Raw genomic sequence first — 13,172 nt, forward strand, 5'->3', positions numbered from 1 at the left:
AAGCCGCTGGTGTCGGAAAAGCCTTTTGTGTTTGTGACACCGACCTATGGGTGGAGAATACCAAGGCTCGTAAGCAAATTCATTCGTGAAACGGACTTCGGCGGCAACAACAAAGCCTATTTTGTGATGACCTGCGGGGATGGGACAGGGAATGCCGCCGCCTATGTTAAAGAGCTTTGTGCCGAGAGGGGCCTTGTTTTTATGGGACTAGCTTCGGTTGTCATGCCGGAAAACTACATCGCCATGTTCGCAGTGCCGGACAAGGCGCAAGCTGAGGCGATTATCGAAAAAGCGGAACCTGGTATGCGCAGTATCGCGGAATACATCAAGAATGGGCAGCAACTGCCTACTGAAACCGTGACGCTGGCGGGCAGATTCTTGAGCAGCGTTGTTAACCCTATATTTTATCGCTTCTTTATTAGTGCCAAAGGCTTTTACGTGACTGAAAAATGTGTGGCATGCGGAAAATGCGTCCGGCTCTGTCCGCTGAACAATATTCAGCTGCTGGAAGGTAAGCCAGAGTGGGGCGGGGAATGCACCCATTGCATGGCTTGCATCTGCGGCTGTCCGGAGGAAGCCATTGAGTATAAGAACAAATCCAAGGGCAAGCCCCGGTATTATCTCGGGTAGGAGGGGCTAACGCGGAGAATCAATAGATGGAGAATTGGGGCTCTAAAAACGGAGGCAAAAAATGCGGCATCAATTAATTATCATTGACGGACATTCAACGGTCGGGAAATCGACAATATCAAAGAGTGTGTACCAACAACTTGTTAATCAGGATCAAGCCTGCTGGCTTCATGAAGAATGTGAAAAGCATCCGATCAGAGAAGGCGAGTTCGAAGCTGGCGACATAAACTCATTGGATGGCATGGAATTAAACCGGCAGTTGATGCTGGATAAATGGCGCAGGCTGACCGAAATTATCAGGCAAAGCGGCCAGGTCTTTGTTATGGAGGGTTGCTTGCTGCATTCAGTAGACAGGTATCTCCTGCAAAGTGTTTGGGATGCAGAGCAGATTATGAACTATTTCGGTCAAATCCTGGAGATAATTCAACCGCTTAATCCATTGATTGTCTTTTTGCACAGGCCAGATCTGAAAGCAAGCTTTGAAAAAGCGTTTAAAGCACGCGGCGAACGTTGGCGGGATTTAATACTTGGGCTTCCGCTGCCATCCGGTTATCTTAAAGCGCACCCGCATGCCGAAGAGGATGACGGCGTCAGCATTTTTGAGGGATTATTATATGAACAGGAACAAATGGAACAAACATTTGCCCAGTTGTCTTGTGCCAAGTTAAAAGTAGACACAACAGAGGAACAATGGGAACAGTATATTCGCGAAATCACAGAGGCAGCCGGATACCAGTTTCGCAGGGAAGAGCCTGCCCTGCCACAAATTGAGAAGTATTGCGGTGCTTACCGGATTCAGGATGGCAAAGGACTCTGGAAGATAGGATTTGACGATAGCGCTAAGTGTTTCTATACCTCTTTATTTTGGCCTTATATGCCTATGAAATATATCGGCGACGATCAGTTTGAATTGATTTCATTTCCGGTCACCCTGAAATTTGATTTTACAGGCGCGGGGAGCCAGTTTACGGTTGCTGGCAATTACGACTGGGATTGTAATGGAAAGACATTTATCAAAGTCCCCAATGCTGAGGTAAAATGATGAGTATCATAATCAACTTTCATAACTCAGATGACGCGATCCACATTGCTAATGATCAGCTGAAGTTTGCTGTTATTGCGGCGCGCTATCGCGGCCAGTGGATTTTCTGCCGTCACAAACTCCGCGATACATATGAAATCCCCGGCGGACACAGGGAGCCTGGCGAGGATATCAATGATACGGCCAGGCGCGAACTGCAGGAAGAGACTGGTGCCGCTGATTTCGCTCTAGCGCCGGTTTGCGTATATTCGGTTACTCGGGATGGAGTCAAAACTTACGGAAAGCTCTTCTTTGCCGAAGTGAACGCTCTGGGTGAATTGCCGAAAGAGATGGAAATCAAGGAGATTATCGTGGCGGATAATCTGCCCGAGAAATTGACTTATCCGGCAATTCAACCGTATTTGTTTGAAAGAGTGCGGGAGGGCCTGGCTGATCGCGCCGATCGCGCAGAACGCGCAGATCGTTCGTGAGAGGCTTGGCGGCAATCATGGCGGCGGCCTTTGAAATAGCTTCTGCGCCTGCACAGGATCCCGGATAGCCGGGCAGTGGCAAGAAAGGGATTACGTCGCTTAACCATTAAATCCGCAAGTTTCACGATTAATCCTCCAGTGCCTTGGCTGGGATCAATGCATCGTGAATAGTATGCGCATAATTGAATGAAAAACCGCCTTGAAGCCAACATTCTTCGGTTTCAAGGCGGTTATTGCTGTGTGCCGAGTATTGTAAAGGTCGTGGTCCAGTCAAGGTCATGTCGCAGTTGGGGAGTCTGTCCTTGAGGAGGGCACAAAAGCTGCTATTTTGCCTGTTTGAGCTTGTTTTGCTCCTCGTTTAGTTCCTTGATCATTTGCAGCATCAGGCGATGCTCTTGCGCATTTTGCCGAAGGTCCTGTGCAATCTGTCGGTGCTCCAGCGTATTTTGATCAAATTGGCGGCGGTTTTCCTCGATGTGCGCCTCCAGTTTTCGATCTATTCTGTCGGACTTTTCATTGAGCGTCTGCAACCCTTCGCCGAACACCCTAAACTGTGATCTGAGATCCTCCAGGATCACGGCTACTTTGGAATCTTCCATTCCGTTCACTCCCCAAGGATTTCTTATACCTATTTTATCACAGAGCTGCCAGATTAAAAAGGCTGCTTGACAGGCCGTACAGATTGGACAGATCAGGCAGGCCGGAAAAGGAAGAACAGATATGTGACTTATGACTCATCCATGAACCGATACCGGTAGCCGATTGGCGGGTTCAAGTTCTCTTTGATAGTCCTGGGGTTGACCCAGCGTAGCATGTTGAGTTTGGATCCGGCCTTATCGTTGGTACCGGAAGCTCTGGCACCGCCAAAAGGCTGCTGGCCAATGACAGCTCCGGTAGGGCGATCATTAATATAAAAGTTGCCGGCAGCGTGCGCCAAGCGCTTTTCAAGCTCAACGATCGCACTACGAGACTGGGCAAAAACAGCGCCGGTCAACCCGTAGATTGAAGTGGAATCGCATAGATCCAGAGCGGCGTCCAAGCTTTCATCCGGATAGACATAAATTGTTAATACCGGGCCGAAGATTTCTTCCACCATGGTTTTGAAATGAGGGTTGGTCGTCACTATTACGGTTGGTTGGACGAAGTAGCCAACAGTGTCGTCACAGCCGCCACCGCAGATAACCTCCGCTTGGCCTGATTGTTTGGCGTAATCGATATATGATTTGATCGACTGATAGGCACCGGCATCAATCACTGCTCCCATGAAGTTCGTGAAATCCTCAACGTCGCCCATTTTGATTGAGTTGACTTCTTCGATCAGTCGCTTTTTTACTTCAGGCCAGATGCTGCAGGGAATATATGCCCGGGAAGCTGCCGAGCATTTCTGTCCCTGAAACTCGAAGGCACCTCTCACCAGAGCGGTTACCAGCGGTTCAATAGCAGCGGAAGGATGGGCAAACACAAAGTCCTTGCCGCCAGTTTCCCCAACCAACTTGGGGTAAGAACGGTAATTAGGCAGGTTTTTGGCGACCGAAAGCCACATCGATTGGAATGTCGCCGTGGATCCAGTAAAGTGCAAACCGGCAAACCAAGGATGTGAAAAAGTGCCTTCTCCGATTATATTGCCTGGACCGGGGATGAAGTTAATGACTCCGGGGGGTAGACCGGCTTCCTGAAGAACCTGCATTACCTGATAGGAAGAATACACCGCGGAAGAAGCCGGTTTCCAAAGCACCACATTTCCTGCGATGGCAGCGCTGGTAGGCAGATTGCCTGCTATCGAAGTAAAGTTAAAAGGTGTCACCGCCAGCACGAAACCTTCCAAAGGCCTGTACTCCATACGGTTCCAGGAACCTCGCGCCGAGATTGGCTGTTCAGCATAAATCTCGTTCATAAAATATGTGTTGAAACGCAGCATATCCGCAAGTTCGCAGACTACATCAATTTCCGCCTGATGGGCTGTCTTGCTCTGGCATAACATTGTGCCGGCGTTCAACGTACTGCGGCCAGGACCGGCGATTATTTCAGCTGCCTTAAGAAAGATAGCGGCACGATGCTCCCAGGGCATAGATTCCCATTCCCGGCGCGCGGCAAGCGCAGCCTTGATCGCTTCTTGCACTTCATTCTCGCCAGCCATGTGAAATGTACCGATTACGCAGTCTTTGCGATGGGGTATAACGCATTTGGCAGTTCGGCCGGTATATATTTTGCGGCTGCCGATAACCAGAGGTATTTCAACCTCACTCTTTCCAAGCCGGGCAAGGTGTTTCTTAAGTTCATCCCGTTCCTGGCCTCCGGGCGTATATGTTAATTCCGGTTCGTTCATCGGTTTGCTGATTTTAAAAATTCCATTAGGCAATATTTTTCACCTCAACTGTTTACTAGGTACTTAGCCTGAGTACGCTTGATGATGTTAGTGCCGTTAGAAAATTGCGTTTGCAGTCTGGTTTTCCGTGTGTTCCAAAAGGTTGAAAATGAAAACGGAAAACAGAAAGCCAGGCTAACGCATGGTATTTGCGCTTAACCCGGCTCGATTTTTAGAAAACTCAAATAGCCCACTCTCCTTTCCAAAAGGGAGGCGCAACCGTTTCCAATTGCACCCTATCGGCTATGACGCCATATCCTTGCGACTGCAGGCGACATAGCTCGGAGAAGGTTTGTCAATTTTTATTTTTTTGGTACTCAAGACTATGCAACTTTTGCATACGATGATTCGCTGCCCCACAGCCAATATCCTTTACAGTTTGGCTGGCGGTTCTACTCTGGGTTGTCGGGCTTGACAGTAAGGCTGGATGAAGGTAGAATGTGAGTATCACAAGTTATACAAATTATACAAGACATACAAGTTATCTAGAATATGCATGTAATACAAGTTGTACTGGTTATACGAGAAATTTGGGCAAAACTTTAGTAAGGGCAAATTGGCCGCATCGCAATCCGGATCGCATTATCCGCGACAACTAGACCCCCAGTCTAAGTTGGGGTAATAATGTCGACGGACATCGGCTGCACAACGCCATAAATGGGGGTGTTTTGAATGGAGAGACCAGATGGAAAATTCATGAGCACTGTTAAAGTGGGGGAGAAAGGGCAAATCGTAATTCCAAAAGGAGCGCGGGATATCTTTAATATTAAGCCCGGCGACACATTGCTGCTGCTTGCCGACAAAGAGCGGGGCATTGCTATTGTGCGCAACGAAGAGTTTATACAATTTGCTAACGCCATTTTCGCAGCACAGGGAAAACCGGAGGAAGAGCAAGAATGAGTGCAATTATCACCACGGATTTAACCAAGAAATATGGTGTACGCACTGTTGTTGATCGACTGAGTATGACAATTGAGCAAGGTGAGCTTTTTTCTTTGCTGGGTGTCAATGGGGCCGGTAAGACAACCACAATTAAGATGCTCTGTGGCCTAAGCAAACCGACCAGCGGCGATGCGCAATTGCTTGGCGACAGCATCGTCAGTGATCCGTATGCTGTCAAGAGCAAAATCAATATTTCCCCTCAGGAAACCGCCGTTGCCCCTAACCTGATTGTCGCAGAGAATCTGGAGACTATTGCGCGCTTATACGGCCGCAGCAAGAAAGAGGCGGCCGAAAAGGCGGACGAAATGATCCGGCGCTTTGGTATGTCCGATATTGCCAGAGACAGGGCGAAGACACTCTCCGGAGGATGGCAGAGGCGGCTCAGTATCGCCATGGCTCTCATTTCAGATCCCCAGATTCTGTTTTTGGACGAACCGACTCTAGGGTTGGACGTCTTGGCCAGACGTGAGTTGTGGGGCGTAATCCGCAGTCTGAAAGGCAAAGTAACGATCATTCTGACAACACATTATCTGGAAGAAGCCGAGGCATTGTCAGACAGAATTGCCATCATGGCCAAAGGCCGACTCAAAGCAGTTGGAACTGCCCAGGAGCTGATGGCTGGCACTCACACGCAAAAGTTCGAAGATGCATTTGTAGCGCTGGCTGCTGAAAGCGGGGTTGAATTATGAAATCATTGGCATTTGCTGCACGCAATCGTAAAGAATTGCTCAGAGATCCGCTCAATCTGGCTTTTGGCCTTGGGTTTCCCCTGGTTTTGATGCTGCTGCTTTCTGCTATTCAGGCAAATATTCCAGTCAGCCTGTTTGAAATTGAAAAACTTGCTCCTGGTCTGGCAGTTTTTGGCCTGTCTTTTATCTCTCTTTTCTCTGGCACCTTAATCGCCAAAGACCGGGGTACATCATTTCTGATGCGTTTATTTGCCTCGCCCCTGTCGGCGTCTGATTTTATTCTGGGATATACCATGCCGCTTTTTCCGATGGCGATTTTGCAGAGTATGGCCTGTTTTGGCGCTGCATTTTTCCTGGGCATGGCAGTGAAAGTCAATGTACTGATCGCACTTATAACGCTCATTCCCGCAGCAGTCCTGTTTATTGCTATCGGACTACTGGCAGGCAGTCTGCTTAATGATAAACAGGTTGGCGGTATTTGCGGCGCATTGCTGACTAATTTGAGTGCCTGGCTGAGTGGCACATGGTTTGATCTGAACTTGGTGGGAGGAGCCTTCAAGACTGTGGCTGACGCACTGCCTTTTGTGCATGCGGTTAATGCCGCCAGGGCCGCTGTTTCAGGCAATTATGCCGCCATTTTCCCGGACCTCTGGTGGGTGATTGGTTACGCAACCGGTATACTGGCATTAGCTGTCATTGTATTCCGGAGGAAAATGAGCAGTGATGCTAAGTAGATTTTTTTAAGAGATCGCACAATAACAAATGTAAACTGTACATCTTACCTATCATAATCGCACAATAATATTGTGCGATTATTTCCTTTCTGGTATACTTTTCTGGGGGTGATCACATGGGAAGTCAGGAGAAATCTGTTGTGACTGCGACGGAGCTAAAACAGAATTTTGGGAAGTATCTTGCCTTTGTCGAAGAGTTCAATGAAGTAGTCATCACCAGGAATGGAAATAAAGTGGCCAGATTGACGCCATATGTTACGGATTTTGAGCAGTATCTTGCCGTGCGCGAAAGGGCATTGGATTATCAATACGACGGCAAGAAAGTGTCGTACGAGGAGTTCATGCAGATCTATGAAAAAAGCGAGCTGAGAATGGAGTTCATTGATGGGGAAATCTACGTCTTGGGCTCGCCGAGTATTACGCATCAGGAAATCCTCGGCAAATTATATCTCATATTCCACAACTATTTTGACGCTCAGAAGCAATGCAAGGTTGGGCAGTGCAGGGTGTTCCTGGCCCCCTTTGATGTTCATTTTCGCAAGCGGGGCATCCAAGAACCGGATGTCTGTCAGCCGGATTTGCTGGTGATTTGTGATTTAGAGGGAAATGTCAACGACAGGGATCGCTATATGGGGACACCCACTCTGGTCGTCGAGATCCTTTCCAAAAGCACCCGTGCTAAGGACATGATCAAAAAACTCAACACCTATCGCCTGTCCGGAGTGCAGGAATACTGGATCATAGATCCAAAGAAGCAAAACATTATTGTCTATCGCCTGGATAACTGCGAAATCGAGGACTACCGGATTTATGAAGCGGGCCCGCCGGACCAATCGAGGCAACCGGTCCAATCGGCCCAACCGGTCCGAACCGCTCAGTCGGTGTTTTTTGCAGGCTTGGAAGTAGCTGTGGCCGAATTATTCAGCACTCGGTAGCTTGTAACACCAATGCGATTGTTTTTCACGGATCGCCGCCTAATCCGCATCATCCGCCGTCTTATGGTTCTCCCCTTGGATCATTTTTACGTAAAGCAATAGTTCTTTGCGGGAGCTGACATTTAGTTTATAGTAGATGCGCTTGTTATGAGTCTTAATGGTATTGATGGAGATGCACAGCTTATCGGTGATCTCCTTGGCGGTGTACCCCTGCAAATAAAGTTCGAATACGTTTCGCTCAGCTGGAGAAAGAGTCTTGACATTTTCGATAAAGCTCTGAACCAAGGGGGAAATCTGCGTCATTTCTTCTGCCTGCACCAAGAGGGCGTCGGATTCTAAGGCGTCCGATTCGTCTTGCGTTGCTAAAAAGGCCATTAGGTCGTCGATTTCCTGGATGTTGGTTTTTTTATGATGTGTGACCTTGCCGGTTTTTACCTTTCGTAAAGCATCGACCACCGGTGCCACGTGTCTGCGGCTGAGTAATGCCGCTGCTCCCACGCCGAAGATGAACAATGCCAGAAGTAAAATCTGTATCGGACGGCTTTGCCGGATAAACTTGACCGCTAGATCCCGATTCGGTATCAAGACAGCCAGGGCCCACTGATTACCGGAAAACACAGATCCTTTCGGGTACAGATTAATATCGTGATGCAAGCCGGAATAAATAGTCCCGTTCGGAGACACATAGCTGAAGATGCCTGCTACCGGATTCTTAATGGATAAAAAACCGTCATCGCCGGAAGGCGCGGCGGCAAAATGACCGGCGTATAATGCTCTAGACGTATCTAAGGTATTATCTACCAGGGGGGCGAGCATGGTGAAGGCGCGTGTGTAGGGCGAGCTGGCGGGGGTATGTTGTAGCTTAAAGAGCATCGCGCTAACTTCAAACCCACAAACGCCAATAATTGTCCCGTCCGAGGCAATGAGTGGCGCACATAATAACATGGCTTTATTATAGCAGCCCGTCATCAGGCAACCGGGATCCCAGTAGTATAAACGCGACAGAGGCAGATCACTTTCCGTTGCGCCATTAATTGTGGTAAAGAAAAAATCACCGGGCTGGACACTGAACTCCATTTGCCATTGTGGTAATAAGTCAAGGTCTTCTTGTCTCGCAATTGAAATGGGTCCCTTTAAAAGACGGATCGTGGGAAAAGTGATGTTGATGACATTTGGTTCCATATTCTTCAGAAACAGCCCAGCGCGTGAACTCTCCGCAGTAATTAACGAAGGATTGACAGTAGCGTTCAAGGTCAGAAAAACCCCGCTGCTTTTGTTTTTTTCGAGAGCCGCCCTCAGCAGCCCCACCGTTTGGCCAAGGAGGGGCTCCAGGCATTGAGGGTTGTTTTTCAGGTCAGCAGGATTTAAGCCAAAGGTATCCAGCGTAATTTCAATCTGCTTTGACAATCGTTCTGCCAACAGGACACCTTCTACAGAAAGAACCCCATACTCTTGCTCCACACTTTGCGCAGCATGCCCCAGCTCGTTCTGTAAAAAAATCCGAAACTTATTGCGTTCAACAGAAAAAACCCCGGTAGAAAACAGAATCAATAAAAGCCCTGACATCACGGCAATCAGAAAGAAAAGGAAAAACACAAATGACCGCCTTTGCAGGGAAGGTCCAAGCTTTCCTAATAGCTGCATTCCAGTAAGCACTTTTCTAAAAGAGTTTACGGGTTTAGCCATCTTTGCGTTCCATTTCCTTCCTCATCTTTCTCCAAAACCGATAAAGGCACGATAAAGGTGCTCACTAATAACCGAAGCCGCTTGGTTTTCCCGCAAGACAATTGCTCTTCCTTCCAGAGCAGCTTGCTTGAACCTGGTTTCATATGCCTTACTCAACTCGTCCAAACGGTCATAGTTCGGCGGAATTAGAAAAGTATATTCCGCATACATTTGCATGACCGTTTTCAGCAACTCTTTAATGCTCTCGTTTTCGACGCTGGCAATCTCCTGTTCTATAGATTTTTCAAAGGCAGCCTTAGTTACCGGCAAGTAGCCGGTGGAAGAAACGAAGTGCATATTCTGTTTCGGTTGGACAAGCCATTTCAAAAATAGGGCTGCGGCGTATTCATTCTCTGGTGAAGAGCGGGCAACGCACATACCTCCACCCCGTTGGATGGCTATTCTCTTGCCCCCGGCAAAAACCGGATAGGGTAAGATACTAAAAGTGGCAGCTTCAGTAGTATTATCCGGATAGGTGATGTGATCGCCATAAAAAAGAATGCCCGCCGTTGATCCGATTGAGCAGACGATCTCGCCTGTCTTCATGAGATCAGAAGAATAGCCGCCGGCGATCGCGTAACCGCCCGTAAGTGTCGGTAAAATGGTAGCATCCCAAATCCGCCGAAAATCCGTCGACGCGATATTCAGGTAATCGGGAGTCATAAATTCCCCCCCTAACTGAGCGATACCAACATGAGCAATATTAAGCCAGGAGTCAGCGGTGAAAAAAGCCTTGCCATCATTCGCTACGTTGGGAGTAAGGGAATCTGTCCATTCATGATACCTGATCGCGGTCTGGGCAATCCCCTCGAAAGTAGTAAGATTGTCAAGGGTAATGCCGGCAGCTGTACTAAAACGGTCAAATAAGGTTCGATTGAGGAAAAGAACCTCAGTGGACTTGGCAACCGGAAACACGTAAAGCTTGCCGTCCGGGAGTCTGCCTTCCTCAATAAATTGCGGCAAGTAATCCTTAATTTCCCTTTCTGTGAATTGATCGTCCAGAGGGGCTAATAAACCTTGTCTGGATAAGATTAGAGCGGTTTTTGGATACGCAGTTACTAGATTGGGCATTGCGGGAGCACCGGGATCGCCCGCGGCGATCATAAAAAGCTTTTCCTGGATATCCTTGGAGGCGGAGATAGAAGTGATACTGATAATGATTCCTTTCTGCCTTCCTATAGAGCTGTTAAACTCTTCTACCAGCTCGTCCATAGCGCTTTGCATTTGGCCGCCGTAATTATGCCACATGGTGATGGTTACCGGATTTTTCGGATCAAGCTTTCCTCTTCCGCAACCACAGAGAGAAAGAAGCACTATAATGCCTAGTGTCATCATGATCAGCTTATTTTTCGTCAGGAATACCCCCATCATTTTGGATAAGCCATGCAGGCATTCTGAGAAAATCACCCTAAAAATCACCCTTCTTGGTATCTTCTAATCACCCTTGGGGTGACGACACTGAACTGAAAAAACAGTATAGTATTGCTAAGGTTCAGGTTGGCAAGGCTCAGATCGCAATACTAGTAACAGGGTCTGGCAAAAGGAATAAATAGGTACTTTTGGAAATTCTACATCAACAGCTATTTACCTTTCGAAAAAGCCTTCATATTCCATTTCCGAAAACGCTCTCAGCCTTCCCTTGGTCCCCCTGGGAATGGAACAACTCAGGTAACCCTTTAGTAACAATCACAGAGGAGGAAAAGCATGCGCAAGCAAGTCCGATTTTTGTTGGTGTTGTTGGCAATCTTGCTGGCAGGAAGTTCCGGATGTGGCGAGCCAAAAGGACAATTATCCGGAAAAATCTATGATGATACTACTAAGGAACTGGTTACAGGGAGCGTCGTCGTTACGCTTACCGGCGAAACTTCAATCACAGTAACCAATGGACAGTATCAATTTATTGATGTGCCTGCCGGGGAAAAGACTTTGATGATACAAGCAGAGGGATACAAGACTTATACCGCTTCAGTCCATATTAAGGCAGATCAGACAATTACCAAAGATGTTCATCTGGTGCAAGGCACCGATTCTCCGGGACTCGTTTTTTCCATTGCAGAGGCCTTGGTGCCGGGTGTGACCAGCTTTCCAACGGGTACTAATGATTCAACTACTTGCGCCGAAGTAAACTACCCCTATTATGTGGCCAAATACCAAGTTACTTATGAGTTGTGGAAAAGAATTTACGATTGGGCGACCAGTGACGACAGAGGCGTCGGACAATATCATTTCCAAAACGCAGGCCAGATGGGTGGCAGTCGGGAGCCAGGGCCCAAAACCGATCAGCACCCTGTAACAACCATCAATTGGCGGGATGCCATGGTTTGGTGCAATGCCCTGACTGAATACTATAATGATCAAAACACTACGAATCTGGCATGTGTTTATACCTATGAAGGACAAATCGTTCGGGACTCCAGGGATGAAAATGTGAGCGTTTGCGACAATGTGATTGCCGAAAATGCTAATGGTTTCCGCTTGCCAACCAGCATGGAATGGGAATTGGCGGGGCGGTTTCGCGGGAATGACTCAACTAATACGGTAGACGGTTTCAGCAACCCCTACTTTACAAAAGGGAATTCCGCCAGCGGGGCGACCGGATCGTATACCGACGCAGACGCCACTGATGCGGTTGGCTGGCACTCGGATAATAGCGGTGATTCTACACACCCGGTCGGCGAAAAAGAAGCGAACACACTGGGCATTTATGATATGAGTGGGAATGTGTGGGAGTGGTGTTTTGCCTCGAATCCCGGACCTTTAGGCACTTACCGCGTCATGCGCGGCGGGAGTTGGTTCAATGCCTCCAATTATCAGCGGATCGGTTACATGCAAAACACTTATCCTCAAAACGCCCACGGCTATAACGGTTTTCGCCCGGTGAGAACCAAAAGTTAGGATAGAGCTATAGGTTAAAAGGAGGTTTGCCAGAGTTGAAAAAACCCTTGTTCGTTATATTGTTTGCCACCTTGATACTGGTCGTCACCCTCTCCGGCTGCGGCACTAAAAAAGGGCAATTGGGCGGAAAAATCTATGATGATACTACTAAAGAACTGATTACAGGAAGCGTCGTTGTCACGCTGACCGGCGCCTCCTCAATTACCGTTACCAATGGCCAATACCAGTTTACTGACGTATCCATTGGGGACAAAACCTTGACGGTACAAGCGGAAGGGTATAAGACTTATACCGCTTCTGTCAAAATTGAGGCTGGCAAGACAATTACCAAGGATATTTATTTGGTGGAAGAAGTCACAGTCCCTCCGGATCCTACCGATCCCACCCCAGGTGAAAAAGGCACTTATACGGTGGGCGGCGTAGTCTTTGATATGCGCTACGCCCCCAGTGGCAGTTTTATCTCAGACGACAATGTGATATCGGAAGATGAAAAATTGCCCGGTCCGGTTGACGTAACGAATCCGTTTTGGATTGCGGAGACCGAAGTGACCTATGAGTTGTGGCACAAGGTTTATACCTGGGCGACAACTGACGGCCACGGTTATACTTTTGCCAACCCCGGAAGAGAAGGTCATGATGGTACCATCGGTGCCGCTCCAACCAGTGCGTCCCAAGAACCGGTGACGACTGTCAGTTGGAGGGACGCTTTGGTCTGGTGTAACGCGTTGACTGAGTATTATAATGC

General features: G+C 48.2%; 13 protein-coding genes and 1 riboswitch. Of the genes, 9 read left to right on the forward strand and 4 right to left on the reverse strand.

The genetic code is table 11. The features are described 5' to 3' along the window. The 3 genes from B2633_RS12775 to B2633_RS12785 all read left to right on the forward strand — a co-directional run. A partial coding sequence (locus B2633_RS12775; RefSeq protein WP_483171087.1) for an EFR1 family ferrodoxin occupies positions 1 to 630 on the forward strand: 630 nt, incomplete at its 5' end. A gap of 391 nt (positions 631 to 1,021) precedes the next feature. Then, on the forward strand, positions 1,022 to 1,672 hold the full coding sequence (locus B2633_RS12780) for a P-loop NTPase family protein (protein WP_483171089.1): 651 nt from the start codon (positions 1,022 to 1,024) through the stop codon (positions 1,670 to 1,672). Beyond that, complete coding sequence (locus B2633_RS12785; protein WP_483171090.1) at positions 1,672 to 2,142, forward strand: NUDIX hydrolase; 471 nt, start codon at positions 1,672 to 1,674, stop codon at positions 2,140 to 2,142. The genes B2633_RS12780 and B2633_RS12785 overlap by 1 nt, the downstream gene beginning before the upstream one ends. Before the next feature lie 323 nt (positions 2,143 to 2,465). Here the strand turns inward: B2633_RS12785 and B2633_RS12790 are convergent, their stop codons facing one another. Both B2633_RS12790 and pruA read right to left on the reverse strand, forming a co-directional pair. Next, a complete protein-coding gene (locus B2633_RS12790) occupies positions 2,466 to 2,741 on the reverse strand; it encodes a hypothetical protein (protein ID WP_483171091.1) in 276 nt (91 codons plus the stop codon). 128 nt (positions 2,742 to 2,869) lie between these two features. Next, a complete protein-coding gene (pruA, locus tag B2633_RS12795; RefSeq protein WP_483171092.1) occupies positions 2,870 to 4,468 on the reverse strand; it encodes an L-glutamate gamma-semialdehyde dehydrogenase in 1,599 nt (532 codons plus the stop codon). A gap of 218 nt (positions 4,469 to 4,686) precedes the next feature. After that, positions 4,687 to 4,806: riboswitch (molybdenum cofactor riboswitch) on the reverse strand. A gap of 373 nt (positions 4,807 to 5,179) precedes the next feature. Here pruA and B2633_RS12800 point away from each other — a divergent pair. The 4 genes from B2633_RS12800 to B2633_RS12815 all read left to right on the forward strand — a co-directional run bounded on the left by B2633_RS12800 (position 5,180) and on the right by B2633_RS12815 (position 7,807). Further along, a complete protein-coding gene (locus B2633_RS12800) occupies positions 5,180 to 5,407 on the forward strand; it encodes an AbrB/MazE/SpoVT family DNA-binding domain-containing protein (RefSeq protein WP_483171093.1) in 228 nt (75 codons plus the stop codon). After that, positions 5,404 to 6,138, forward strand: coding sequence for an ABC transporter ATP-binding protein (locus tag B2633_RS12805; RefSeq protein WP_483171095.1), 735 nt, complete (start codon positions 5,404 to 5,406; stop codon positions 6,136 to 6,138). The genes B2633_RS12800 and B2633_RS12805 overlap by 4 nt, the downstream gene beginning before the upstream one ends. Beyond that, positions 6,135 to 6,872, forward strand: a complete 738-nt coding sequence (locus B2633_RS12810) for an ABC transporter permease (RefSeq protein WP_483171096.1) — start codon at positions 6,135 to 6,137, stop codon at positions 6,870 to 6,872. Before B2633_RS12805 ends, B2633_RS12810 begins: the two co-directional genes overlap by 4 nt. Positions 6,873 to 7,012: 140 nt before the next feature. After that, positions 7,013 to 7,807, forward strand: a complete 795-nt coding sequence (locus tag B2633_RS12815) for a type II toxin-antitoxin system prevent-host-death family antitoxin (RefSeq protein WP_483171098.1) — start codon at positions 7,013 to 7,015, stop codon at positions 7,805 to 7,807. Positions 7,808 to 7,846: 39 nt separating this feature from the next. Here the strand turns inward: B2633_RS12815 and B2633_RS12820 are convergent, their stop codons facing one another. Beyond that, entirely contained in the window at positions 7,847 to 9,493 is a 1,647-nt protein-coding gene (locus B2633_RS12820) for a helix-turn-helix transcriptional regulator (RefSeq protein ID WP_483171099.1), read from the reverse strand. Positions 9,494 to 9,514: 21 nt separating this feature from the next. Continuing rightward, positions 9,515 to 10,903: an extracellular solute-binding protein gene (locus B2633_RS12825; RefSeq protein WP_483171100.1), complete on the reverse strand. Its 1,389-nt coding sequence runs from the start codon at positions 10,901 to 10,903 to the stop codon at positions 9,515 to 9,517. A 333-nt stretch (positions 10,904 to 11,236) separates the two neighbouring features. Here B2633_RS12825 and B2633_RS12830 point away from each other — a divergent pair, with 333 nt between their 5' ends. Together B2633_RS12830 and B2633_RS12835 are read left to right on the forward strand one after the other, a co-directional pair. After that, positions 11,237 to 12,427, forward strand: coding sequence for an SUMF1/EgtB/PvdO family nonheme iron enzyme (locus B2633_RS12830; RefSeq protein ID WP_483171101.1), 1,191 nt, complete (start codon positions 11,237 to 11,239; stop codon positions 12,425 to 12,427). A 35-nt stretch (positions 12,428 to 12,462) separates the two neighbouring features. Then, positions 12,463 to 13,172: carboxypeptidase regulatory-like domain-containing protein (locus tag B2633_RS12835; protein ID WP_483171102.1), on the forward strand; the 710-nt coding region annotated here is incomplete at its 3' end.

This window comes from Syntrophomonas sp. UBA1041, assembly GCF_002316705.1.
GTDB lineage: Bacteria > Bacillota > Syntrophomonadia > Syntrophomonadales > Syntrophomonadaceae > DTU019.

Bases quoted from the DNA above. Each gene is read 5' to 3' on its own strand.
- B2633_RS12780 (WP_483171089.1), top strand. From the start codon at position 1,022: ATGAACTATTTCGGTCAAATCCTGGAGATAATTCAACCGCTTAATCCA.
- B2633_RS12785 (WP_483171090.1), top strand. From the start codon at position 1,672: ATGAGTATCATAATCAACTTTCATAACTCAGATGACGCGATCCACATT.
- B2633_RS12790 (WP_483171091.1), bottom strand. From the start codon at position 2,741: ATGGAAGATTCCAAAGTAGCCGTGATCCTGGAGGATCTCAGATCACAG.
- pruA (WP_483171092.1), bottom strand. From the start codon at position 4,468: ATGAACGAACCGGAATTAACATATACGCCCGGAGGCCAGGAACGGGAT.
- B2633_RS12800 (WP_483171093.1), top strand. From the start codon at position 5,180: ATGGAGAGACCAGATGGAAAATTCATGAGCACTGTTAAAGTGGGGGAG.
- B2633_RS12805 (WP_483171095.1), top strand. From the start codon at position 5,404: ATGAGTGCAATTATCACCACGGATTTAACCAAGAAATATGGTGTACGC.
- B2633_RS12810 (WP_483171096.1), top strand. From the start codon at position 6,135: ATGAAATCATTGGCATTTGCTGCACGCAATCGTAAAGAATTGCTCAGA.
- B2633_RS12820 (WP_483171099.1), bottom strand. From the start codon at position 9,493: ATGGCTAAACCCGTAAACTCTTTTAGAAAAGTGCTTACTGGAATGCAG.
- B2633_RS12825 (WP_483171100.1), bottom strand. From the start codon at position 10,903: ATGATGGGGGTATTCCTGACGAAAAATAAGCTGATCATGATGACACTA.
- B2633_RS12830 (WP_483171101.1), top strand. From the start codon at position 11,237: ATGCGCAAGCAAGTCCGATTTTTGTTGGTGTTGTTGGCAATCTTGCTG.